Here is a 22,198-nt window from a genome sequence, read left to right as displayed (position 1 = left end):
GACGACAGCGAACAGGACCCCGTGACATCCTCAGGGACATGCAGACCTGGCCAGGCCACCCCTACCCCCTCGGCGCCACGTACGACGGCACGGGGACCAACTTCGCGCTCTTCTCCGAGATCGCCGAGCGCGTCGAGCTCTGCCTCTTCGACGACGACGGGAACGAGACCCGCGTCGACGTCGAGGAGATCGACGCGCACGTCTGGCACGTCTACCTCCCGGGCAAGGGCCCCGGCACGCGCTACGGCTACCGCGTGCACGGCCCCTACGACCCCGCGAACGGCCACCGCTGCAACCCGGCGAAGCTCCTGCTCGACCCGTACGCGAAGGCGATCGAGGGGCAGATCGACGGCGACGAGTCGCTGTTCTCCTACCGCTTCGCCGACGCGGACGAGGTCGCGCAGGCCGGCGAGCCCGCCGAGGGCGAGGAGGACGACGCGCCCCCGCCCGCTCCCCCGCTCAACGACGACGACTCGGCCGGGCACACGATGATGTCGGTCGTCATCAACCCGTTCTTCGACTGGGGCCACGACCGCCCGCCGAACCGGGACTACCACGACAGCGTCATCTACGAGGCGCACGTCAAGGGCATGACGATGCTCCACCCGGACGTCCCCGACGAGCTGCGCGGCACCTACGCGGGCATGGCGCACCCGGCCGTCGTCGAGCACCTCGTGACCCTGGGCGTCACGGCGGTCGAGCTCATGCCGGTGCACCAGTTCGTCAACGACCCCACGCTCGTCGAGAAGGGGCTGTCGAACTACTGGGGCTACAACACCATCGGGTTCTTCGCGCCCCACAACGGGTACGCGGCCCACGGGACGCGCGGGCAGCAGGTCATGGAGTTCAAGACCATGGTCAAGGCCCTGCACGAGGCCGGCATCGAGGTCATCCTCGACGTGGTCTACAACCACACCGCCGAGGGCAACCACCTCGGCCCGACGCTGAGCTTCCGCGGTATCGACAACAAGGCCTACTACCGGCTCGTGGACGGCGACGAGGCGCACTACTTCGACACGACCGGCACGGGCAACTCGCTGCTCATGCGCTCGCCGCACGTGCTCCAGCTCATCATGGACTCGCTGCGGTACTGGGTGACCGAGATGCACGTGGACGGGTTCCGCTTCGACCTCGCGGCCACGCTCGCGCGCCAGTTCCACGAGGTCGACCGCCTCTCGGCGTTCTTCGACATCGTGCAGCAGGACCCGGTCATCTCCCAGGTCAAGCTCATCGCCGAGCCGTGGGACCTCGGCGACGGCGGCTACCAGGTGGGCGGCTTCCCGCCCCTGTGGACCGAGTGGAACGGGCGCTACCGCGACACGGTGCGCGACTTCTGGCGCGGCGAGCCCTCGACGCTGCCCGAGCTCGCGAGCCGGCTCACGGGCTCGTCCGACCTCTACGAGCACGGCGGGCGCAAGCCCATCGCGTCGATCAACTTCGTCACCGCGCACGACGGCTTCACGCTCAACGACCTCGTGTCCTACAACGAGAAGCACAACGAGGCGAACGGCGAGGACAACAACGACGGCGAGAGCCACAACCGGTCCTGGAACTGCGGGGTCGAGGGCCCGACGGACGACCCCGACGTGCGGTCGCTGCGGGCGCGCCAGCGCCGGAACTTCTTCGCCACCCTCCTGCTCTCGCAGGGCGTGCCCATGCTCGCGCACGGCGACGAGATCGCGCGCACCCAGCGCGGCAACAACAACGGCTACTGCCAGGACAACGAGATCACCTGGATGGACTGGGGCGGCGAGGAGGGCCTCGACGACGAGCGGGCCGCGCTCCTCGACTTCGCGCGCCGCGTCGTGTGGCTGCGCCGCGACCACCCCGTGCTGCACCGGCGGCGCTTCTTCGTGGGCCGGCAGGACGGCGCGGAGCCGGGCGCGCCCGAGGGTCCCGACGACCTCCCGGACATCGAGTGGCTCGACATCACCGGCTCGCGCATGGACCAGCAGGACTGGGACCACGCCTACGCGCGCACCGTCATGGTGTTCCTCAACGGCGACGCGATCCCCGAGCAGGACCGGCGCGGCGAGCCGATCGTCGACGACTCGTTCCTGCTGCTGCTCAACGCGCACTCCGAGGACCTGGACTTCACCGTGCCGCCGGCCGCGTACGGGGAGAGCTGGGACGTCGTGCTGGACACCGACGGCACGGTCGACGTCGGCGAGGTGCTGCAGCCCGGGGAGACCGTGTCCGTGACGGGCCGCAGCGTCATCGTCCTGACCCGCCCGCCGCTGCGATGACCGCCGTCTCCCCCGTCGGCACGCCGGGCGCGCCGCCCCGCGTCCCGGTCTCGACGTACCGGCTCCAGCTCGGTCCCGACCTCACGTTCGACGACGCCGCGCGCCAGGTGCCGTACCTCGCGACCCTCGGCGTCACGCACCTCTACCTCTCGCCGGTGCTCCAGGCGGCACCCGGGTCGACGCACGGGTACGACGTCGTCGACCACACGCGGATCAGCGCCGAGCTCGGCGGCCGCGAGGGCCTCGGCCGGCTCGCGGCCGCGGCGCGCGACGCGGGCCTGGGCATGGTGCTCGACGTCGTCCCGAACCACATGGCGGTCCCCACTCCCGCGTGGCACAACCGCGCCCTGTGGTCGGTCCTGGAGGAGGGCTCCGACTCCCCGTACGCCCGGTGGTTCGACGTCGACTGGTCGGCGGGCGAGGGCGCGGTCCTCATGCCCGTCCTCGGCGCGCGCCTCGGCGACGTGCTCGCGGCGGGCGAGCTCGTGCTGGACGAGGTCGAGGTCCCGGGCACGCCCGGGCCCCGGCGCGTGCTGCGCTACTACGACCACGTGTTCCCGGTGCGGGCCGGGACGGAGGACCTGCCGCTCGCGGAGCTCGTCGAGCGCCAGCACTACCGGCTGGCCTACTGGCGCGTGGGCGACGAGGAGCTCAACTACCGCCGGTTCTTCGACGTCGGCTCCCTCGTCGCGGTCCGGGTCGAGGACGAGGAGGTGTTCGACGCGACGCACGCGCTCGTGCTCGACCTGGTCACGTCCGGGGTCGTCGACGGCCTGCGCATCGACCACCCCGACGGCCTCGCGGACCCGGCACAGTACCTCCAGCGCCTCGCCGACCGCACCGACGGCGCGTGGGTCGTCGTCGAGAAGATCCTCGCGGGCGAGGAGCAGGTGCCGCCCGACTGGGCGACGGTCGGGACGACCGGCTACGACGTCGCGTGGCGCCTGCAGCAGCTCTTCGTCGACCCGGGCGGCCGGTCGGGCCTCGACGCGGTGATGACGCGCCTCACGGGCGCGCCTCCCGGCGGCCTCGGCGCGCTCGTCGAGGAGGCGAAGCGCGAGGTCGTCGCCGGGCCGCTCTACGCGGAGGTGCACCGGCTCACGGACCTGGCGGCCGCCGTCTGCCACGACGACCCGCGCCTGCGCGACCACACGTGGCGCGGCCTGTACCAGTGCCTGCGCGAGCTGCTCGTCGCGTTCGACCGCTACCGGGCGTACGTGGTGCCGGGCACCCCGCCGCGGCACGAGGCGGTCCGGGCCGTCGAGGAGGCGGCCGAGCGCGCCCGCGCGCACCTCGACCCGCAGCGCGCGGAGACGCTCGCCGTCGTCGTGGACCTCGTGCTCGGCCGCGAGGTCGGCAGCGCGGGGCGACGGCGCGAGGCGCGCCGCGACGAGCTCGTCGTGCGCTTCCAGCAGGTCTGCGGCGCCGTGACGGCGAAGGGCGTCGAGGACACGGCGTTCTACCGCTGGACCGAGCTCGTGAGCCTGTGCGAGGTCGGGGGCGAGCCGGACCGGTTCAGCATCGGCGTGCACGACTGGCACGCGTTCGCGCAGCGGTTCGCCGCGCTCACCCCGCACGCCCTCACGGCCGGGTCGACGCACGACACCAAGCGCGGCGAGGACACGCGCGCGGCCCTCGGCGTGCTGTCCGAGGACGCGGGCGCGTGGTCGCGGCTCGTCGACGAGGTGCGCGCGGCGACCGCCCCCTACCGCGGGGTCCTCGTCGACGGTCTCGCCGAGAACCTGCTGTGGCAGACCGTGGCCGGGACCTGGCTCCCCGACGCGGCCACGCCGGACGACGCGCCCGACGGCACGTCCGAGGCCGCGATCGCTCCCGACCGGCTCGTCGACTACCTGCGCAAGGCGCTGCGCGAGGCGAAGGTCGCGACGTCGTGGACGAGCCCGGACGAGGCGTACGAGGAGGCCGTGGCCGAGCTCGCCCGCCGCGCGCTCGCCGACCCCGCCGTGACCGGGGCGTTCGCCCGGTGGGCGCGCGAGCACCGCGAGGAGCTGCGCGCCGCGAGCCTCGGGATCACGCTCACGCGGCTCACGGCCCCGGGCGTCGCGGACGTCTACCAGGGCGCCGAGTCGTACGCGCCCACGCTCGTCGACCCGGACAACCGCCGCCCCGTGGACGTCGACGACCTCACCGACCGCCTCGCCCGGCTCGACGGCGGGGCGCCCGCGCGCACGCTCGCGGACGAGAAGCTGCTCGTCACGGCGCGCGCCCTGCGCGTGCGCCGCGCCCTCGCCGCCGCGTTCGTCGGCGACGGCGCCGGGTACGCGCCCGTCGCGTCGTCGACGCCGTGCGCGCTCGCGTTCGCGCGCACGGCCCCGGCCGCCGCCCCCGCCGGGACGCCCGCGACCGCCGACGCGTCCGGTGACGACCGCACGGACGACGCGGCCGTCGCGCACGTCGTCACGGTAGCGACCCGCCTCGCCGGGACGGTCGACCGCCTCGGCGGGTGGCGCGACCACGTCGTCGCGCTCCCCGCAGGCACGGGCATGTGGGTCGACGTGCTCACCGGGCGCGAGCACCCGGCCGGGACCGTCCGCGTCGCGGACCTGCTCGCCGACCTGCCGGTCGCGCTGCTCGTCGCGCCGGGCTCCGCCGCGAGCGCCGCGGCGACGGGCGAGGGCGCCGCCGCGACGGGCGAGGGTGCACCGTGACGGCGGGCACCCCGGTCCCGCCCCCGCGCGTCCCCGCACCCCAGGCCACGCCCCTGCTCGCCGTGCCGGGGCCGCGGCCCGTGGTGTGGGCGCCGACGGCGCGCAGCGTCGAGCTCCTGCTTCCGGAGCAGGGCTCGGGCACGTTCGAGGGCGCCGAGCGCCTCCCGCTGCGCCTCGTGGGGGCGCACGTGCCGGGCTGGTGGGGGTACGACCACGAGCTGCCGTGGGGCACGGACTACGGGTACTCCGTCGACGGCGGTCCGGGCCGGCCGGACCCGCGCAGCCCGTGGCAGCCGTACGGGGTGCACGGGCCGAGCCGCACGTTCGACCCGGCGTTCGCCTGGACGGACGCCGCGTGGCCGGGCCGCGACGTGCGCGGCGAGGTGCTCTACGAGCTGCACGTCGGGACGTTCACGCCGCAGGGCACGCTCGACGCGGCGATCGACCGGCTCGACCACCTGGTGGCGCTGGGCGTCGGCGCGGTCGAGCTCCTGCCGGTCGCGGCGTTCGGCGGCGAGCGGGGCTGGGGCTACGACGGCGTGCACCTGTACGCGGTGCACGAGCCGTACGGCGGCCCGCGCGCGCTCCAGCGGTTCGTGGACGCCGCGCACGCCCGGGGGCTCGCGGTGGTGCTCGACGTCGTCTACAACCACCTCGGCCCGTCGGGGAACTACCTGCCGGAGTTCGGCCCGTACTTCACGGACGCGCACACGACCCCGTGGGGCTCGGCCGTGAACCTCGACCGCCCGGGCAGCCGGGAGGTGCGCGAGTGGGTGATCGACAACGCCGAGCGGTGGTTCGTCGAGTTCCACGTGGACGCGCTGCGGCTCGACGCGGTGCACGCCCTCGTCGACGACTCCCCCACGCACCTCCTCGCGGAGCTCGCGCGGCGCGTGGACCGCGTGGAGCAGGAGCTCGGGCGGCCGCTGACGCTCGTCGCCGAGTCGGACGAGAACGACCCGGCGACCGTGACGGGCGTGGAGCAGGGCGGGCGCGGGATGCGCGCGCAGTGGGCGGACGACGTCCACCACGCCGTGCACGCGCTGCTCACCGGGGAGCGCCAGGGCTACTACGTCGACTTCGGCTCGGTCGCGGTGCTGCGCAAGGCGCTCACGGGCGTGTTCGTGCACGACGGCACGTTCTCGACGTTCCGCGGGCGCGACTGGGGTCACCCGGTCCCCGCCGGGACCGACGGCCACGCGTTCGTCGTGAGCTCGCAGAACCACGACCAGGTCGGCAACCGCGCGCACGGCGACCGGACGTCGGCGACGCTCGACGGCGGCGGCCTCGCGACGGCCGCGGCGCTCGTGCTCGTGTCGCCGTTCACGCCGATGCTGTTCATGGGCGAGGAGTGGGGCGCGTCCACCCCGTGGCAGTTCTTCACGGACCACGCCGAGCCGGAGCTCGCGGAGGCGGTCCGCGCGGGCCGGGCGGCCGAGTTCGCCGACCACGGGTGGGGCGGCGGCGACCCCGTGCCCGACCCGCAGGCCCGCTCGACGCGGGACGCGAGCGTCCTCGACTGGTCCGAGCGGGAGCGCGGCGAGCACGCGCGCCTGCTCGCCTGGTACCGGGACCTCGTGGCGCTGCGGTCGCGGCCCGACGTGCGCTCGGGCGACCTCTCGCTCGTGCGCGTCCACGGCCCGGGCGGCCCGGACGACGACGCGGCGGGCGAGGAGCCGACGACGGGCGCCGCCCCGCACGGCGGGCCCGCGTTCGTCGTGGACCGGCGCACCGTCGCGATCGCGGTGAACCTGGGGGACGCCCCGCGGCGCGTGCGGCTCGCGCTCGGCGGCACGCCGCGCGTGCTCGCCGCCTGGGACCCGGCGACCCGGGCGGGCCGGCACCACGTCGACCTGCCCGCGCGTTCGGTCGCCGTCCTGGCGCGCGGGTGACTACGCTCGCGCCCATGGCGACGACGACGAAGACGAAGGCCACGCACGGCGGCGGCGCGGAGGGCGCCTGGGAGGCCCCGCCGGAGCAGGCGCTGCGGGTGCCGGAGGGCTTCGACCTCGCGGCGTTCGACCGCGCGTCGACCCCGGGGTTCACGGGCGACAAGGCCGCCGGGAAGGCCCTCGTCGCGCAGCACGCGGACGAGCTGTCCGAGCTGCAGGAGCGGCTGTTCGCCGAGGGCCGCTCGGGCGGGTCCCGGTCGGTGCTCCTCGTGCTGCAGGGCATGGACACCGCGGGCAAGGGCGGGATCGTGCGGCACGTCGTGGGGCTCGTCGACCCGCAGGGCGTCGCGCACCGGTCGTTCGGGGTGCCCACGCCCGAGGAGCGGCGGCACGACTACCTGTGGCGGATCCGCCGCGCGCTGCCCGAGCCCGGGTACATCGGCGTCTTCGACCGGTCGCACTACGAGGACGTGCTCGTCGCGCGCGTCGACGCGCTCGTGCCGCCCGAGGTCTGGGAGGCGCGCTACGACGAGATCAACCGCTTCGAGGCCGAGGTCGCCGCGGCGGGGACGACGATCGTCAAGGTCGCCCTGCTCGTCTCCTACGAGGAGCAGCGCGCGCGGCTCATGGAGCGGCTCGAGCGCCCGGACAAGTTCTGGAAGTACAACCCGAACGACGTCGACTCGCGCCAGAAGTGGCCTGCGTACCAGGAGGCGTACCAGGCCGTCCTCGACCGGACGAGCACCGACGTCGCGCCGTGGCACGTGGTCCCGGCCGACCGGAAGTGGTTCGCGCGCCTCGCGGTGAGCGAGCTCCTGCTCGACGCGCTGCGCGGCCTCGACCTCGGGTGGCCCCCGGCCGACTTCGACGTCGCGGTCGAGAAGGCGCGCCTCGCCGCGACGTGATGCTCAGGCCGCGCCGCGCGCGACCGTGCGGCCGTCCTCCGCGAGCGCGCCGAGGCGCGAGAGCGCGCGGTAGTACTTCTTGCGGTACCCGCCGCGCAGCATCTCCTCGGTGAACAGGCTCCGCTCCCCCGTGTACGCGTCGGTCCCGGCGAGGAGCACGGGCACGTCGCGGTCGTAGAGGCGGTCGACGAGCACGACGAGGCGCAGCGCCGCGGACTGCTCGGTGACGGGGTGCACGCCCGTGAGCGCGACGACCTCGACGCCGTCGAGCAGCGCCCGGTATCGGCTGGGGTGGACCTGCGACAGGTGCGCGAGCAGGTCGTCGAACACGTCGAGGGTCGCGCCGGGCCGGCCGGTGACGGCCGCCCGCACGTCGGCCTCGGGCAGCGGCGCGGAGTCCGTGACGACCGCGCGGTGCCGGTAGTCCTCGCCGTCGACGCGCAGCACCTCGAACCGGGCCGCGAGCGCCTGGATCTCGCGCAGGAAGTCCTCGGCGGCGAAGCGGCCCTCGCCGAGCGCCTCGGGGAGCGTGTTCGACGTCGCGGCCAGCGCCACGCCGCGGTCCGCGAGCTCGCGCAGGAGCCGGGACATGAGGACGGTGTCGCCCGGGTCGTCGAGCTCGAACTCGTCGATGCACACGAGCTTCTTCGTGGCGAGCGCGTCCACCGTGGCCCGGAACCCGAGCGCGCCGACGAGGTTCGTGTACTCCACGAACGTGCCGTACGCGCTGACGTCGAGGCCCACCGCGTGCGCGAGGGACGTGAGCAGGTGGGTCTTGCCGACGCCGAACCCACCGTCCATGTACACCGCGGGCGCCGTCTGCTTCCGGGCGCCGAACAGCCCCTTGCGCGCGGGCTTCACGACGGCGGCCGCGACCTCCTCGAGCCGCGCGACGGTGCGCGCCTGGCTGGGGTAGGCGGCGTTGGCGCGGTACGTCGAGAACCGCGCGTCGGCGAAGTGCCGCGGCGGCACGAGGTCGGCGAGGAGCCGGGCGGGAGGTACCGAGGGCCGGACGTCGGCGAGGGCGCGGACGGGCCCGCCGGGGGTCGGCGAGGGGGCCGACGCGCGGGCGGTGCCGGGGAGGGCTGCCGGGGCCGAGGAACCACCGGAGGCGGGCGCAGTCACGAGGATCCAGCCTACGCCTGCGGCTAGCCTGGCCGCTGTGACCTCGACCACCACCCCGCCCGACGGGCCGGTGGCGCCCGGCGGGCGCGCCGACCTCCCCGCGCTCGACGTGCTCCTGCCCGCCGCGGAGCACCTCGCGCCCGACCCGCGCGAGGACCGGCTCGCCGCGCTCTACGCCTACGGGTCCCCGGTGCGCGGGGCGAGCGTCGTGCGCGCGAACATGGTCGCGAGCGTCGACGGGGCGGCGTGGGGCCCCGACGAGCGCTCGGGATCGATCAACGACGACGCGGACTGGCGCGTGTTCCGCGTCCTGCGGGCGCTGGCGGACGTGGTGCTCGTCGGGGCGGGCACGGCGCGCGCCGAGGGCTACACCCCGCTCGGCCGGCCGCGCGGGCTGCGGCACCTGCACGACGCCCCGCTCGAGCTCGCCGTCGTCAGCCGCAGCGGCCGCGTGCCCCCGGCGCTCGCCGGGACGGACCGCCCGCCGTTCGTGCTGACCGGCCCGGCCGGGGCCGCCACCGCCCGGGGCGACGTGCCCGCGGACCGGGTGCTCGTCGTCGGGCAGGACGCGGCGGACGACGCGCTCGACCTCGCCACGGGACTCGCCGCGCTCGCCGGGCGGGGCCTCACGCGCGTGCTCACCGAGGGTGGCCCGTCGCTGCTGGCGGACCTCCTCGCCGCGGACCTCGTCGACGAGCTGTGCGTGACGACCACCCCGACGCTCGTAGGGCCCGGACCGGGACGGATCGTGGGCGGCGCCCCGGCTCCGGGGACGACCACGGCCCTCCCCCGCGGGGCACGCCTCGCCCACCTGCTGCACGCCCCCGAGGACCGGCCCGGGTCGCCCGCCGGTACGACCGCCGCGCGCTGGCTCCTCCCGCTAGGCTGACCCGCGTGACCGACACGATCCTCGTCCTGACCGAAGACACGCTCAACCCGGCCGACGTGCAGCACATCCTGTCGCTGCACGAGGACGAGCAGCTCGCCTACCGGGTGCTGGTCCCGGCGGACACGGAGCGCAACGTCATCTCGGGGATCATCGACCACCTCAGCGTGGGCGAGCTCAAGGAGGCGTGGGACGAGGTCCTGGGCCGCGAGCCCTCGCCCACGACGGCGAAGGCGGAGGCGAGCGAGCAGCTCGAGCGCAGCGTGGCCGAGCTCCGCGCGGCGGGCCGCGAGGCGGACGGCGTCGTCGTCGACGACGACCCGCTGCCGGCGCTGCGCACGGCCGTCGCGTCCGGCGGGGCGCGCGAGATCGTCGTCGTGACGTACCCGCACGCGGTCGAGGACACGTTCCACACCGACTGGGCCTCCCGCGCGCGCGAGGAGCTGCACGTCCCCGTGCTGCACCTCTACTCGGGCACGAGCGAGCTGGGCTGACCCTCCCGGCGTCCGGCCGGCGAGGACGCCTGCCGGTCCGGCGGTCGGCGGACCCGCGGGGTCACGCCCCGCGGACGCGGTGCCCGGCGCGGCGGATCGTCGCGCGGGCGAGCTGGTCGGTCGAGTCGAGGTAGAGCGGGTCGGCGAGCAGGTCGTGGTCGACGGCGACCACGGACAGTTCCGTGCAGCCCAGCACGATGACCTGGGCCCCGCGCTCGACGAGCCGCCCCGCGACGGCCCGGAACGTCTCGATGTCGACTGGCCGCCCCGCCTTCACCTGCTCGTAGATGATCTGCGACACGAGCGCCTGGTCGGCGTCGTCGGGCACGAGCGCCTCGACCCCGTGGCGCGCGAACGCGTCCTGGTACACGCCCGACGCCGCGGTCCCCGCCGTCGCGAGCAGGCCCACCGCGTGCAGGTCGTCGACCCGCGCCCGCGCCGCGTCGACCGTCGTGTCGATGATGGACACGAACGGGACGCTGATCGCGTCGAGCACCTGCTGCGTGAAGTAGTGCGCGGTGTTGCACGGCATGACGAGGAAGTCCGCGCCGAAGCGCTCGAGCCGCTCCGCGTCGCGCGCGAGCACCGGGCCCGGGTCCGCGTCCGACCGCCCGAGGATGAAGTCCGTGCGGTCGGGGATCGTCGCGTGGTTGAGCACGACGGCGTCGACGTGGTCCTGGTCGCGCTCGGCCTCCGTGAGCGCGACGAGGAGCTGCAGGAAGTAGGCCGTGGCGAGCGGCCCGACACCTCCGAGCACTCCGACGAGGGGCTGGGCGTGGTCCTGGTCCGGTCGCGACGTCACCCGTGGATCCTACGGCGCCCGCGTCCCGGGGAGCGGGCCGCGCGGACCGTAGGATGGCGGACGCCCGCCGACCCGACAGAGAAACGGACGACCCTCCGCGATGACGTACGGCAACGCCGAGTTCCTCCCCATCGTCCTGGGGACCAACCTCAACACCTACAACATCGCGAGGTCGTTGCACGAGGCGTACGGCGTCCGCACGCTGGCCCTGGGCCGCTTCCCCCTGCGCGAGACGGCGGACTCCCGCATCGTCGACGTGCGCACCTACCGCGACTTCGACGACCCGGAGCGCATCGTCGCCGTCCTGCGCGAGCTCGCCGAGGAGTTCCCGGGCCGCAAGCGCCTGCTCATCGCGAACATCGAGTTCTACACGAACGTCGTCGTCGCCCACCGGGCCGAGCTCGAGGACCTCTACGTCATCCCGCTCGTCGGCGAGGACCTGGCCGCGCGCCTCATGAACAAGACGGACTTCGCGCGCACGTGCGCGGAGCTCGGCGTGCCGCACCCGGAGACGGTGGTCGCCACGGCGGCCGACGTCGACGCCCCCGGCTTCGGCGAGGACCTGCCCTTCCCGTACCCGCTCATCCTCAAGCCGGCCGACACCGACACCTACCCGCGCCTGCGGTTCGAGGGCAAGAAGAAGGTGTACCTCGTCCAGGACGCGGCCGAGCTGCGCGACGTCGGCCGCCGCATCTACGCCGCCGGCTACACCGACGACCTCATCGTCCAGGAGTACCTCGCGGGCGACGAGTCGGTCATGCGCGTGGTCAACACGTACTCCGACCGCCACGGCCGCCTGCGGTTCCTGTCCGCGGCCCAGATCGTGCTCGGCGAGTACGACCCGAAGCTCGTCGGGAACTACAACGCCGTCGTGACGATGAAGGACGACCGGCTCACGGAGTCCGTCCGGCACCTGCTCGACAGCCTCGGCTACGTCGGCGCCGCGAACCTGGACGTCATGTACGACCGCCGCACCGGCACGAGCAAGATCCTCGAGGTCAACCTGCGCCAGGGCGCGGCGAGCTTCTACACGATGGCCGCGGGCGGCAACCTCGCGCGCTGCTACGTCGAGGACCTCGTGTACGGGCGCGAGCTGCCCGAGCAGGTGACGTCGGACGCGCGCCTGTGGGTCAACGTGCCCTACCCCGTCGTCCGGGCGCTCGTCCCGGTCTCGCTGCGCCACCGCGTGAAGAAGGCCCGCAAGCACGGCGTGTGGCACACCCTGCGCTACGCCCCCGACCGCAGCCTGCGCCGCCGCCTCGACGTGTGGCGCGTGGACCTGCGCCACACGCTCGACTACGTGAAGTTCGCGCGCTCGCGCCCGTCGGCGTAACCGCGGGAGGCGCGGCGCCGACCAGGTGGTCCTGGCCCGTCCGGTGTCGCGGACGCGTGGGGACGACCTGGTCGGCCGTCACGGACCGCCTGGTCGTGGCGCTCAGGCGCCCAGGGCGGACCGGACGGCCTCGACGAGGCGGCGCGCCGTCGCGACGCCCACCGTGGTCGGGAGGTTGACGACGCGCGCGACGAGGTCCTCCGTCGTCGCGAGCGCGGGGTCGCCCGGGGTGTACCCGTAGACCGCGGGGTCGTCCGGACCGGGGAACAGCGCCGGCCGGTACCACTTGCCGACGTAGAACCCGGCGGCCGTGAGCTCGGCGACCAGGCGGTCGGCGGTCGCGGCGTCGGACGCGAAGAACGGGAACCGCACGAGCGGCGCGCGCTCCCCGATCCCGGCCGGGACCTCGACGACGCCCGACAGCCCCCGCACGTACTCCGCGACCGTGTCGGCGCGGTGCGCCTCGGTGTCGCCGCTGGACCGCAGCGCGTCGACCATGCGGTCCACGATCCACGCGGACGGGCGCTGTGGCGGGTGCGCGAGCCCGCCCCGGTTCTCCACGGGAGCGATCGCCGGCTCGTACGCCCCGACGGCCGTGAGCGCGCCACGCACCTTGCCCGCCGCCGCGCCGGGGAGGCGGTTGAGCACGCGCACCTGGGTGCGGAAGCTGCGCGCGGCGAGGTCGAGCCGCGGCCCGACGACGGGCAGCGCGTCGAGCGCCGCGACCGTCGCGGCGCGCAGCGCCGGGTCGAGCGCGGGGCTCACCCACACCGCCCCGCCGAACCGCGTGGGCAGCAGCTTCTCGACGCCGAACGAGTGGAACGAGACGTCGGCGACGGGCGTGCCGTCGGCGTCCCGCGCGAGGCGCCCCACGCAGTGCGCGCTGTCCTCGACGAGCAGCGCCCCGACGGAGCGCGCGGCGTCGCGCAGGCGCCGCGCGGCCGCCTCGTCGACGATCCCGAACGTGTTCTGGAGCACGACCGCCCGCGTGTCCGGGCCGACGGCGAGCCGGTCGGGGTCGATCGCGACAGTCGCCGGGGACACCTCGGCGTAGACCGGCCGCAGCCCGGCCACGAGCACCGGGTCGACCGCCGTCGAGCACGTGAACACCTGCGTGACCACGTCGCCCGGACCCCGGGCCTCGGCGAGCGCGCGGAACACGACCTCCATCCCGTAGCGGGCCTTGAAGACGAGGAACCAGTCGGCCGGGTCGGTGCCCGTCCGGTCGGCGAGCATCCTCGTCGCGGTCGCGTCCTGCGGGTGGCGGCTCATCGTTCTCCGTGTCGTCCGTCGTCAGGGGTCGGGGCCGACGCAGCGGCCCGCGCGCCTAGCCTGCCACGTCGGCGGGCCGACCGGGCCGAGCCGCTCGTCACGCACGGGGGACCAGCCGAGCGACAGGACGTGCGGGCGACACGACGTGCGGGCCGGGACGCGCGACGGCGGCCGCCGCGCCGGAGCGCGACGACCGCCGTCGGGACGTCGGGGAGGGACGTCAGGCGTCGGACTCGGTGCGGTCGCCCGACCACTCGGTGTGGAAGACGCCCGGCTTGTCGACGCGGCGGTAGGTGTGCGCGCCGAAGAAGTCGCGCTGCGCCTGGATGAGCGCGGCGGGCAGGCGCTCGGCCCGCACGCCGTCGTAGTAGGCGAGCGACGACGAGAACGCGGGCGTCGGCACGCCGTTGAGGGCGGCCTGCGCCACCACGCGACGCCACGCCGCGAGGCCGTTGCCGACCGCGCCGGTGAAGTACTCGTCGGCGAGGAGCAGCGGGAGCTGCGCGTCGCGCTCGTACGCCTCGGTGATGCGGTTGAGGAAGCGCGCGCGGATGATGCAGCCGCCGCGCCAGATGCGGGCCATCGCGCCGCGGTCGATGTCCCAGCCGTACTCGGCCGACGCGGCCGCGATCTGGTCGAAGCCCTGGGAGTACGCGACGACCTTCGACGCGTAGAGCGCGAGGCGCACGTCCTCGACGAACGCGTCGCGGTCCTGCACGTCCCACGCCGCGGCGTCGGCGGGCAGCGCGGCGCGACCGGCCTCGCGCTGCGGGACCGAGCCGGACAGCGCGCGCGCGAACGTCGCCTCGGCGATGCCCGTGATCGGCACGCCGAGGTCGAGGCCGTTCTGCACCGTCCAGCGGCCGGTGCCCTTCTGCTCCGCCTGGTCGAGAACGACGTCGACGAACGCCTTGCCGGTCTCCGCGTCGACGTGCTGGAGCACGTCCGCGGTGATCTCGATGAGGAACGACTCGAGGTCGCCCGTGTTCCACTGCGCGAAGATCTCGCCGATCTCCTGCGCGGACGCGCCGAGCCCCTGCTTGAGCAGGTCGTACGCCTCGGCGATGAGCTGCATGTCGGCGTACTCGATGCCGTTGTGCACCATCTTGACGAAGTGGCCGGCGCCGTCGGGCCCGACGTAGGTGCAGCAGGGCACGCCGTCGACCTTCGCCGAGATGTCCTCGAGGATCGGGCCGAGGCTCTGGTACGACTCGCGCGTGCCGCCCGGCATGATCGACGGACCGTTGAGCGCGCCCTCCTCGCCGCCCGAGACGCCCGTGCCGACGAAGTGCAGGCCCAGCGCCGCGAGCGCCTTCTCCCGGCGGATCGTGTCGGGGAAGTGCGCGTTGCCGGCGTCGACGACGATGTCGCCCTCCTCCAGCAGCGGCACGAGCTCGTCGATGACGGCGTCGGTCGCCGCGCCCGCCTTGACCATGATGACGACCTTGCGCGGGCGCTCGAGCGAGGCCACGAAGTCCGCCATCGACTCCGACGGCACGAAGTCACCCTCGGTGCCCGCCTCGGCGATCAGGGACTCGGTCTTGGCGTACGAGCGGTTGTGCACCGCGACCGTGTAGCCGTGCCGGGCGAAGTTGCGGGCCAGGTTGCGACCCATGACGGCGAGTCCGGTCACACCGATCTGTGCGCGTGCTGACATCTGCTTCCCTGCTCCTCGAGGGTCGGTCCCGGCGCACGACGGCTGCGCGCGGGAGGGCGCGGAACCGGGCCGGGCGCGGGCGCGCGGCCGGGTGCACCGGGGATGGATACGCTGCCAGCCTAGTCCTCGGGCGCCGTCGCGCCCCGGCGGTGCCACGATCCGGTCACCCGCAGGGATCGTGACGAAGTCGGGATCACGATTCGATGACACCCGCGCGGCGTGCGTCCGTCCCGCCCCTCGCGCTCGTACTGTGCCGGGGTGACCACCCCTCACGGGACCGACGCTCCCCCGGAGTTCCGTGCCGTCCTCGACGCCCTGGGCGCGCGCCGGCTGCGGCCCGAGGTGACGCTGCGCGAAGTCCCCGCCCCGCGCCGGATCGCGCCGTGGTCGGTCGCGCTCACGGGCGAGGTCGAGGCGGCGCGCTCCGACGACCCCGAGCTCGCGTCGGGGCGCTTCATCGTCCTCTACGACCCGGCAGGCCAGGAGGCGTGGGAGGGCCGGTTCCGCGTCGTCACGCTCGTGCGCGCGACTTTGGAGCCGGAGATGGCGGCGGAGGACGTGCTCGCCGAGGTCGCGTGGACGTGGCTCGAGGACGCCCTGCACGACACGGGCGCCGTCGTGCGCGCGGAGGGCGGCACGGTCACGCGCGTGCTGTCCCAGAGCTTCGGGGCGCTGGCCGGCAAGCACAACGACGTCGAGCTCGAGATGCGCGCGTCGTGGACGCCCGTCGCGCCGGGCCCGGGCACGGCCGACCTCGGGGACCACCTCGCCGCGTGGGCGCAGCTCCTGTGCACGGCCGCCGGGCTGCCGCCGCTGCCCGAGGGCGTGACCCCCCTCGGTGCTCGACCCCCCGCGCGACGCAATACCGTGGGCTCATGAGCTCGACCGCAGCACCCGCTCCCCCTCCGCTCGACCCCGCACCCGGGGCGGAGCGCGCCCCGACCGTCGTGACCCCGCTGACGGAGCCGTCCGACGGCGTCGGCCCCGTCGTCGACACGCCCGCCGCGTTCGCGCGCGTCGTCGAGGCGTTCGCCGCCGCGAGCGGCCCCGTGGCCGCCGACGCCGAGCGCGCCTCCGGCTACCGGTACGGCCAGCGCACCTATCTCGTGCAGGTGCGCCGCGAGGGCGCGGGCACCGCGCTCGTCGACCCCGTCGCCGTGCCCGACCTGTCGCCGCTGCGCGAGGCGGTCGGGGACGCCGAGTGGGTGCTGCACGCGGCGTCCCAGGACCTGCCCGGGCTCGCGGAGCACGGGATCGTCCCGGCCCGCGTGTTCGACACCGAGCTCGCCGCCCGCCTGCTGGGGATGGAGCGCGTCGGCCTCGCGGCGGTGGTCGCCGAGGTCCTCGGGCTCGGCCTCGCCAAGGAGCACTCGGCGGTGGACTGGTCGACGCGGCCCCTGCCCGAGGACTGGCTGCGGTACGCGGCGCTCGACGTCGAGGTGCTCGTCCCGCTGCGCCGCGCGCTCGGGGAGCGGCTCGACGAGGCGGGCAAGGCGGACTGGGCGGCGCAGGAGTTCGAGGCCGTGCGCACCGCGGGACCGCCCGCCCCGCGGCCCGAGCCGTGGCGCCGGACGTCCGGCACGCACACGCTGCGCGACCCGCGGCGGCTGGCCGTGGTCCGCAGCCTGTGGGAGGCCCGCGACGCGACCGCCCGGGCGCGGGACATCGCTCCCGGGCGCGTCCTGCCCGACCGCGCGATCGTCGCCGCGGCGGAGGCGCTGCCGCGCACGGCCGGCCAGCTCGTGGAGCTGCCGCCGTTCGCGGGCAAGGGCACGCGCCGTCGCGCGGCGTACTGGCAGCGGGCCGTCGACGCGGCGCTCGCGCTGCCCGCGAGCGCGCTGCCGACCACGCGCGGGCCGCGCACGGACGCCCCGCCCCCGCCGCGCGCGTGGGCGGACCGCGACCCGGGCGCCGCGGCACGGCTCGACGCGGCGCGCGGCGTCGTGCAGGAGCTCGCCGAGCGGTACGCGCTGCCCGTCGAGAACGTGCTCCAGCCCGACGCCCTGCGGCGCCTGTGCTGGACGCCGCCGGAGCCCGCCGACGCGGCGGGGATCGCCGCGTTCCTGCGCGGCCGTGGGGCGCGCGAGTGGCAGGTGGGGCTCGTCGCGGAGCCCCTCGCGGACGCGTTCGAGCGCGCCGGCGAGCGGTAGCGGGAGGGTAGGGTCGTCCGCGTGCACGACGCGAACCTGACGATCCGGACAGTCACCGACCGAGCCTCCTGGGACGCCCGGGTGAACGAGCTCGGCGGCCACCCCCTGCAGCTGTGGGGCTGGGGCGAGGTCAAGGCCACGGGCGCCTGGACCCCGCACCGCGTGGAGGCGGTGGACGGCGACGGCCGCGTCCGCGGCCTGGCGCAGGTTCTCGTGCGGTCCCTCCCGGCGCAGTTCAAGGCGCTGTGCCACGTGCCCCGTGGGCCCGTGATCGCGCCGGCGGGAGACGGCTGGGGCGCCGGCCCGGGCGTGGGCGACGACGCGACGCGCGACGCCGTGACCCGTGCGGTCGTCGCGTGGTGCAAGACGACGGTGGGCGGCGTCGGCGTCACGATCGAGCCTGACTGGCCGGTCGGGACGCACCTCGCGCTGCCCGACGCCCGCCCCGCGGCGAACCCGATCCTCTACCCGGTGACCCTGATCCTCGATCTCACGAAGTCCGAGGACGAGCTGACGAAGGCCATGGGCAAGTCGACGCGGTACGACATCCGCAAGGCGGCGCGCACCGGCCTCGAGGTGCGGCGCGTGACGGACGAGGCCGAGGTGCGCCAGGTGCTCGACGTCTACCACGAGACCGCCGAGCGAGCGGGCTTCGCGCTGCACGACGACGAGTACTACCTCGCGATCCACCGCGAGCTCGGCGAGCACTCGGTGCTCGTCGCCGCGTTCTCCGAGGGCGCCCCGGTGTCGTTCGTGTGGTGCGTGTCGTCGGCGACGACGTCGTTCGAGCTCTACGGCGGCATCAACGACGCGGGCCGCAAGCTCCGCGCGAACGCGCCGGTGAAGTGGCACGCGATCACCCTCGCGCAGCAGGCCGGTCTGGTCCGGTACGACATGAACGGTCTGCTCAACGACGGGATCAGCGAGTTCAAGCGCAGCTTCGCCCAGCACGACGACGAGCTCGTGCACAGCGTCGACGTGCCGTTCTCGATGTGGTACTCCGCGTGGAACAAGGGCCTGCCGACCGCGAAGAAGGTCGTGCGCAAGCTCCGCGGGAGCCGCTGACGCGGGCTCCCGACCACCCCGAACCTCGGAGAGACCCGGTATCGCGCGATGCGATACCGGGTCTCTTCATGTCGTAGCATCGGTCTCGTGCTTTCCCGATACCCGCGGTAGCGTGTATCGCAGTACGACCCCCGAGCGGTGCCGCTCCGGACACCGCCGTCCCGACCATCTGCATCGGATGGAGATGCCATGACCGTGGCCAACGAGGCCCCCTCTCCCACCTCGGCACCCACCCAGGCGGCTACCCAGCGCTCGCGCCGACGCCCCGTGCGCGACGTCGTCTTCGTCGAGGGCGTCCGCAGCCCGTTCGGCAAGGCACGCCCCGACGGGATCTACGCCGAGACCCGCGCGGACGACCTCGCCGTGAAGACGGTCCGCGAGCTCCTGCGCCGCCGCCCCGAGCTGCCCGTGGAGCGGATCGACGAGCTCGCGCTCGCCGCGACGACGCAGACCGGCGACCAGGGCCTCACCCTCGGCCGCAGCGTCGCCGTGCTGGCCGGGCTGCCCAAGTCGGTGCCCGGCTTCGCGATCGACCGCATGTGCGCGGGCGCGATGACCGCGGTCACGACCACCGCGGCGAACGTCGCCGTGGGCGCGCAGGACGTCGTCGTCGCGGGCGGCGTCGAGCACATGGGCCACCACCCCATGGGCGAGGGGTCGGACCCGAACCCGCGGTTCGTCGCCGAGCGCCTCGTCGACTCCTCCGCGCTCGTCATGGGCGCGACGGCCGAGAACCTGCACGACCGGTACCCGCACCTCACCAAGGAGCGTGCCGACGCGTACGCCGTCGCGAGCCAGGCCAAGTACGCCAAGGCCCTCGCGAACGGCGACATCTCCCCCGACCTCGTGCCGGTCGCGACCCGGTCGACCGAGCTCGGGTGGGGCCTGGCCACGGCCGACGAGCTCCCCCGCCCCGGCACCACGGTCGACTCGATCCGCGACCTCAAGACCCCGTTCCGCCCCGGCGGGAAGGTCACCGCGGGCAACGCCTCGCCGCTGACCGACGGCGCGACGGCGTGCCTGCTCGCCGCGGGCGACGTCGCCGACGAGCTCGGGCTCCCGGCGCGCATGCGCCTCGTCGCGTACGCGTACGCGGGCGTCGACCCGGAGGTCATGGGCATCGGGCCGGTCCCCGCGACCGAGCGCGCGCTCGCGTCCGCGGGCCTGACGATCGACGACATCGGCCTGTTCGAGATCAACGAGGCGTTCGCGGTCCAGGTGCTCGCGTTCCTCGACCACTTCGGCATCGCGGACGACGACGAGCGCGTCAACCAGTACGGCGGCGCCATCGCCATGGGCCACCCGCTCGCGTCGTCGGGCGTGCGCCTCATGACGCAGCTCGCGCGCCAGTTCGAGCAGCACCCCGAGGTGCGCTACGGCCTGACGACCATGTGCGTCGGCCTCGGCATGGGCGGGACCGTCATCTGGGAGAACCCGCACCACGCCGACTACTCCGGCCACACCTTCGAGACCGCGGAGAACTGACGATGAGCGCACCGACCGACACCACGCCCACCACCTCCGCGGACGCGACGAAGGACGCCGCGCGCGGGGAACGCGTCACGCACTCGCTCGTGCGCGACGTCGCGCTCCCCGGCGGGACGGGCACGCTCGCCCTCGTCACGCTCGACAACGGGCTCGACCACACCAAGCCGACGACGCTCGGCCCCGAGGGCCTCGCGGAGCTGCACGCGGCCCTCGAGACGCTGCGGCGCCGGGCCGCGGACGGCGAGATCGTCGCCGTCGCGATCACGGGCAAGCCGTACTTCCTCGCCGCCGGCGCGGACCTCACGCAGGCCGCGGCCGTCCAGGTGCGCGACGACGCGCTCGCCCTCGGGCGCGCCGGGCACGCCGCGTACACGCTGCTCCAGGACATGGGCGTGCCGACGTTCGCGTTCGTCAACGGCGTCGCGCTCGGCGGCGGCCTCGAGGTCGCGCTGAACTGCACGTACCGCACCGTCGCGTCCGACGCCGGTGCGCTCGCGCTGCCCGAGGTCGGCCTGGGCCTGGTCCCCGGCTGGGGCGGCGCCTACCTCGTGCCGCGCCTGCTCGGCGTCGAGAAGGCGATGGACGTCATCCTCGCCCGCCCGGCCGCGAACAAGCCGTTCAAGGCGAAGGAGGCGTACGAGATCGGGCTCGTCGACGCGCTCTTCGAGGCGCCGGACTTCCTCGAGTCCTCGCTGCGCTGGGCCGAGGCCGTGCTGCGCGGCGAGATCGTCGTCGAGCGGCGCGAGCTCGACCCGCAGCCCGTGTGGGACGCCGTCGTCGCCGGGACGCGTCAGCGCCTCGACGCCGTGGTCGCGGGCTCGCGCCCCGCCCCGTACCGCGCGCTCGACCTCGTGGCCGCCGCCCGCACCGCGTCGCGCGAGGAGGCGTTCGCCGCCGAGGACGAGGCCCTCGCGGACCTCATCATGAGCGACGAGATGCGCGCGAGCGTCTACGCGTTCCAGCTCGTCTCGAAGGGCAAGCGGCCCCAGGGTGCGCCCGACGCGAAGCTCGCCCGCCCCGTCACCCGCGTCGGGATCGTGGGCGCGGGGCTCATGGCCGCGCAGATCGCGCTGCTGTTCGCCCAGCGCCTCCAGGTGCCGGTCGTCATGCGCGACCTCGACCAGGAGCGCGTCGGCAAGGGCCTCGGCTACGTCCGCTCCACCGTCGAGAAGCTCGTGCGCTCGGGCCGCATGTCCGCGGACACCGGCGCGCGCATCGTCGGCTCCGTGCACGGCACGACCGAGCTCGGCGACTTCGCGGGCTGCGACGTCGTCATCGAGGCGGTCACGGAGATCCTCGGGCTCAAGAAGAAGGTCTTCGCCGAGCTCGAGGGCGTCCTGTCGCCCGAGGCCGTGCTGCTCACCAACACGTCCGCGCTGTCGATCACCGAGATGGCGGCCGACCTGCAGCACCCCGAGCGCGTCGTCGGGATGCACTTCTTCAACCCCGTCGCCCAGATGCCCCTCGTCGAGATCATCCAGGCGGCGAAGACCGACGACGCCGCCCTCGCGACGGCGTTCGCCATGACGAAGAAGCTCCGCAAGACGGCCGTGCTCGTCGCCGACCGCCCCGGGTTCGTCGTCAACCGCCTGCTCATCCTGCTCATGGGCAAGATCGTCGAGGCGGTCGAGAACGGCACGTCGGTCGAGGTCGCGGACCGCGCCGTCGCACCGCTCGGCCTGCCGATGCCGCCGTTCGCGCTGTTCGACCTCGTCGGACCGGCCGTCGGCCTGCACGTCCTCACGTCGCTGCGCGAGGACCTGGGCGACCGGTTCCCCGAGTCGCCCGGCCTGCAGCGCATCGTGGACGAGCAGATCCCCGTCGTCCTCGACGCGCCGAAGGGCCTGCCCAAGCCCGTCGACCCGGCGATCCAGCGGGTCTTCGGCACGGGTGAGGCGGGCGGCGACGGGGCGCTGGACGAGGCCGGCGTCCTCGACTCCGTGCTCACGGCGCTCACGCAGGAGATCGGGCTCATGCTCGACGAGGGCGTGGTCGCGAGCCCGTCGCAGATCGACCTGTGCATGATCCTCGGGGCCGGGTGGGGCTTCCACCTGGGCGGCATCACGCCGTACCTCGACCGCACGGGCTACAGCGAGAAGGTCCTGGGCCGCCGGTTCCTGCCCGACGGCGTCGCCAACGTCCCGGCGGCGTCACTCGTCTGACCACCCCTGCTCCGCCGAGCATGGGGTCGTGGCCCGTCCCCGCTTCTAGACG

16 protein-coding genes are annotated in these 22,198 nt (G+C 74.7%); 12 read left to right on the top strand and 4 right to left on the bottom strand.

Features of this window, described 5'->3' with window-relative positions; genetic code table 11:
- Nucleotides 1-38 precede the first annotated feature (38 nt).
- The 4 genes from glgX (at nucleotide 39) to BJP59_RS07240 (ending at nucleotide 7,712) form a co-directional block, all read left to right on the top strand.
- A complete protein-coding gene (glgX, locus tag BJP59_RS07255) occupies nucleotides 39-2,246 on the top strand; it encodes a glycogen debranching protein GlgX (RefSeq protein ID WP_194522578.1) in 2,208 nt (735 codons plus the stop codon).
- Nucleotides 2,243-4,915, top strand: a complete 2,673-nt coding sequence (treY, locus tag BJP59_RS07250; RefSeq protein ID WP_194522577.1) for a malto-oligosyltrehalose synthase — start codon at nucleotides 2,243-2,245, stop codon at nucleotides 4,913-4,915. Before glgX ends, treY begins: the two co-directional genes overlap by 4 nt.
- A 62-nt stretch (nucleotides 4,916-4,977) precedes the next feature.
- Entirely contained in the window at nucleotides 4,978-6,807 is a 1,830-nt protein-coding gene (gene treZ / locus BJP59_RS07245) for a malto-oligosyltrehalose trehalohydrolase (RefSeq protein ID WP_228485409.1), read from the top strand.
- Nucleotides 6,808-6,821: 14 nt separating this feature from the next.
- Nucleotides 6,822-7,712, top strand: a complete 891-nt coding sequence (locus tag BJP59_RS07240; RefSeq protein WP_021483126.1) for a polyphosphate kinase 2 family protein — start codon at nucleotides 6,822-6,824, stop codon at nucleotides 7,710-7,712.
- A gap of 3 nt (nucleotides 7,713-7,715) precedes the next feature.
- Here BJP59_RS07240 and zapE read toward each other — a convergent pair whose 3' ends face one another.
- Nucleotides 7,716-8,837, bottom strand: coding sequence for a cell division protein ZapE (gene zapE, locus BJP59_RS07235; RefSeq protein ID WP_194522575.1), 1,122 nt, complete (start codon nucleotides 8,835-8,837; stop codon nucleotides 7,716-7,718).
- A gap of 37 nt (nucleotides 8,838-8,874) precedes the next feature.
- Between zapE and BJP59_RS07230 the strand changes: the two genes are divergently transcribed.
- Nucleotides 8,875-9,726 carry a dihydrofolate reductase family protein gene (locus BJP59_RS07230; protein ID WP_228485324.1) on the top strand — a complete coding sequence of 284 codons (852 nt, stop codon included), beginning with the start codon at nucleotides 8,875-8,877 and terminating at the stop codon, nucleotides 9,724-9,726.
- Between the two features lie 5 nt (nucleotides 9,727-9,731).
- The gene (locus BJP59_RS07225; RefSeq protein WP_061268189.1) at nucleotides 9,732-10,217 is read left to right on the top strand and encodes a hypothetical protein; all 486 of its coding nucleotides are present in this window, start codon (nucleotides 9,732-9,734) and stop codon (nucleotides 10,215-10,217) included.
- A gap of 61 nt (nucleotides 10,218-10,278) precedes the next feature.
- Here the strand turns inward: BJP59_RS07225 and BJP59_RS07220 are convergent, their stop codons facing one another.
- The gene (locus tag BJP59_RS07220) at nucleotides 10,279-11,019 is read right to left on the bottom strand and encodes an aspartate/glutamate racemase family protein (RefSeq protein ID WP_194522574.1); all 741 of its coding nucleotides are present in this window, start codon (nucleotides 11,017-11,019) and stop codon (nucleotides 10,279-10,281) included.
- A gap of 100 nt (nucleotides 11,020-11,119) precedes the next feature.
- Between BJP59_RS07220 and BJP59_RS07215 the strand changes: the two genes are divergently transcribed.
- Complete coding sequence (locus BJP59_RS07215) at nucleotides 11,120-12,352, top strand: carboxylate--amine ligase (RefSeq protein ID WP_021482717.1); 1,233 nt, start codon at nucleotides 11,120-11,122, stop codon at nucleotides 12,350-12,352.
- 102 nt (nucleotides 12,353-12,454) lie between these two features.
- On the opposite strand, the gene BJP59_RS07210 is transcribed toward BJP59_RS07215, so the two are convergent.
- Nucleotides 12,455-13,624 carry a DegT/DnrJ/EryC1/StrS family aminotransferase gene (locus tag BJP59_RS07210; protein ID WP_194522573.1) on the bottom strand — a complete coding sequence of 390 codons (1,170 nt, stop codon included), beginning with the start codon at nucleotides 13,622-13,624 and terminating at the stop codon, nucleotides 12,455-12,457.
- A gap of 220 nt (nucleotides 13,625-13,844) precedes the next feature.
- A complete protein-coding gene (gndA, locus tag BJP59_RS07205) occupies nucleotides 13,845-15,281 on the bottom strand; it encodes an NADP-dependent phosphogluconate dehydrogenase (RefSeq protein ID WP_061268192.1) in 1,437 nt (478 codons plus the stop codon).
- Nucleotides 15,282-15,539: 258 nt separating this feature from the next.
- Between gndA and BJP59_RS07200 the strand changes: the two genes are divergently transcribed.
- The 5 genes from BJP59_RS07200 to BJP59_RS07180 all read left to right on the top strand — a co-directional run bounded on the left by BJP59_RS07200 (nucleotide 15,540) and on the right by BJP59_RS07180 (nucleotide 22,146).
- The gene (locus BJP59_RS07200) at nucleotides 15,540-16,160 is read left to right on the top strand and encodes a DUF3000 domain-containing protein (protein ID WP_034655857.1); all 621 of its coding nucleotides are present in this window, start codon (nucleotides 15,540-15,542) and stop codon (nucleotides 16,158-16,160) included.
- Nucleotides 16,157-17,431, top strand: a complete 1,275-nt coding sequence (locus tag BJP59_RS07195; RefSeq protein ID WP_194522572.1) for an HRDC domain-containing protein — start codon at nucleotides 16,157-16,159, stop codon at nucleotides 17,429-17,431. Before BJP59_RS07200 ends, BJP59_RS07195 begins: the two co-directional genes overlap by 4 nt.
- A 21-nt stretch (nucleotides 17,432-17,452) precedes the next feature.
- Entirely contained in the window at nucleotides 17,453-18,496 is a 1,044-nt protein-coding gene (locus tag BJP59_RS07190; protein WP_228485323.1) for a lipid II:glycine glycyltransferase FemX, read from the top strand.
- Nucleotides 18,497-18,685: 189 nt separating this feature from the next.
- Nucleotides 18,686-19,981, top strand: a complete 1,296-nt coding sequence (locus tag BJP59_RS07185) for a thiolase family protein (RefSeq protein ID WP_051028501.1) — start codon at nucleotides 18,686-18,688, stop codon at nucleotides 19,979-19,981.
- 2 nt (nucleotides 19,982-19,983) lie between these two features.
- On the top strand, nucleotides 19,984-22,146 hold the full coding sequence (locus tag BJP59_RS07180) for a 3-hydroxyacyl-CoA dehydrogenase NAD-binding domain-containing protein (RefSeq protein ID WP_194522571.1): 2,163 nt from the start codon (nucleotides 19,984-19,986) through the stop codon (nucleotides 22,144-22,146).
- Nucleotides 22,147-22,198: the final 52 nt, after the last annotated feature.

This window comes from Cellulosimicrobium sp. JZ28 (genome assembly GCF_015327065.1).
In the GTDB taxonomy this organism is placed as follows: Bacteria; Actinomycetota; Actinomycetes; order Actinomycetales; family Cellulomonadaceae; genus Cellulosimicrobium; species Cellulosimicrobium funkei.
This window is presented reverse-complemented; position numbering and strand designations above follow the sequence as displayed.

What these genes read in the sequence shown, in the direction of transcription:
- BJP59_RS07185 (WP_051028501.1), top strand. Translation starts at nt 18,686, where the DNA reads ATGACCGTGGCCAACGAGGCCCCCTCTCCCACCTCGGCACCCACCCAG.
- treY (WP_194522577.1), top strand. Translation starts at nt 2,243, where the DNA reads ATGACCGCCGTCTCCCCCGTCGGCACGCCGGGCGCGCCGCCCCGCGTC.
- BJP59_RS07180 (WP_194522571.1), top strand. Translation starts at nt 19,984, where the DNA reads ATGAGCGCACCGACCGACACCACGCCCACCACCTCCGCGGACGCGACG.
- gndA (WP_061268192.1), bottom strand. Translation starts at nt 15,281, where the DNA reads ATGTCAGCACGCGCACAGATCGGTGTGACCGGACTCGCCGTCATGGGT.
- BJP59_RS07195 (WP_194522572.1), top strand. Translation starts at nt 16,157, where the DNA reads ATGAGCTCGACCGCAGCACCCGCTCCCCCTCCGCTCGACCCCGCACCC.
- BJP59_RS07240 (WP_021483126.1), top strand. Translation starts at nt 6,822, where the DNA reads ATGGCGACGACGACGAAGACGAAGGCCACGCACGGCGGCGGCGCGGAG.
- BJP59_RS07210 (WP_194522573.1), bottom strand. Translation starts at nt 13,624, where the DNA reads ATGAGCCGCCACCCGCAGGACGCGACCGCGACGAGGATGCTCGCCGAC.
- glgX (WP_194522578.1), top strand. Translation starts at nt 39, where the DNA reads ATGCAGACCTGGCCAGGCCACCCCTACCCCCTCGGCGCCACGTACGAC.
- BJP59_RS07215 (WP_021482717.1), top strand. Translation starts at nt 11,120, where the DNA reads ATGACGTACGGCAACGCCGAGTTCCTCCCCATCGTCCTGGGGACCAAC.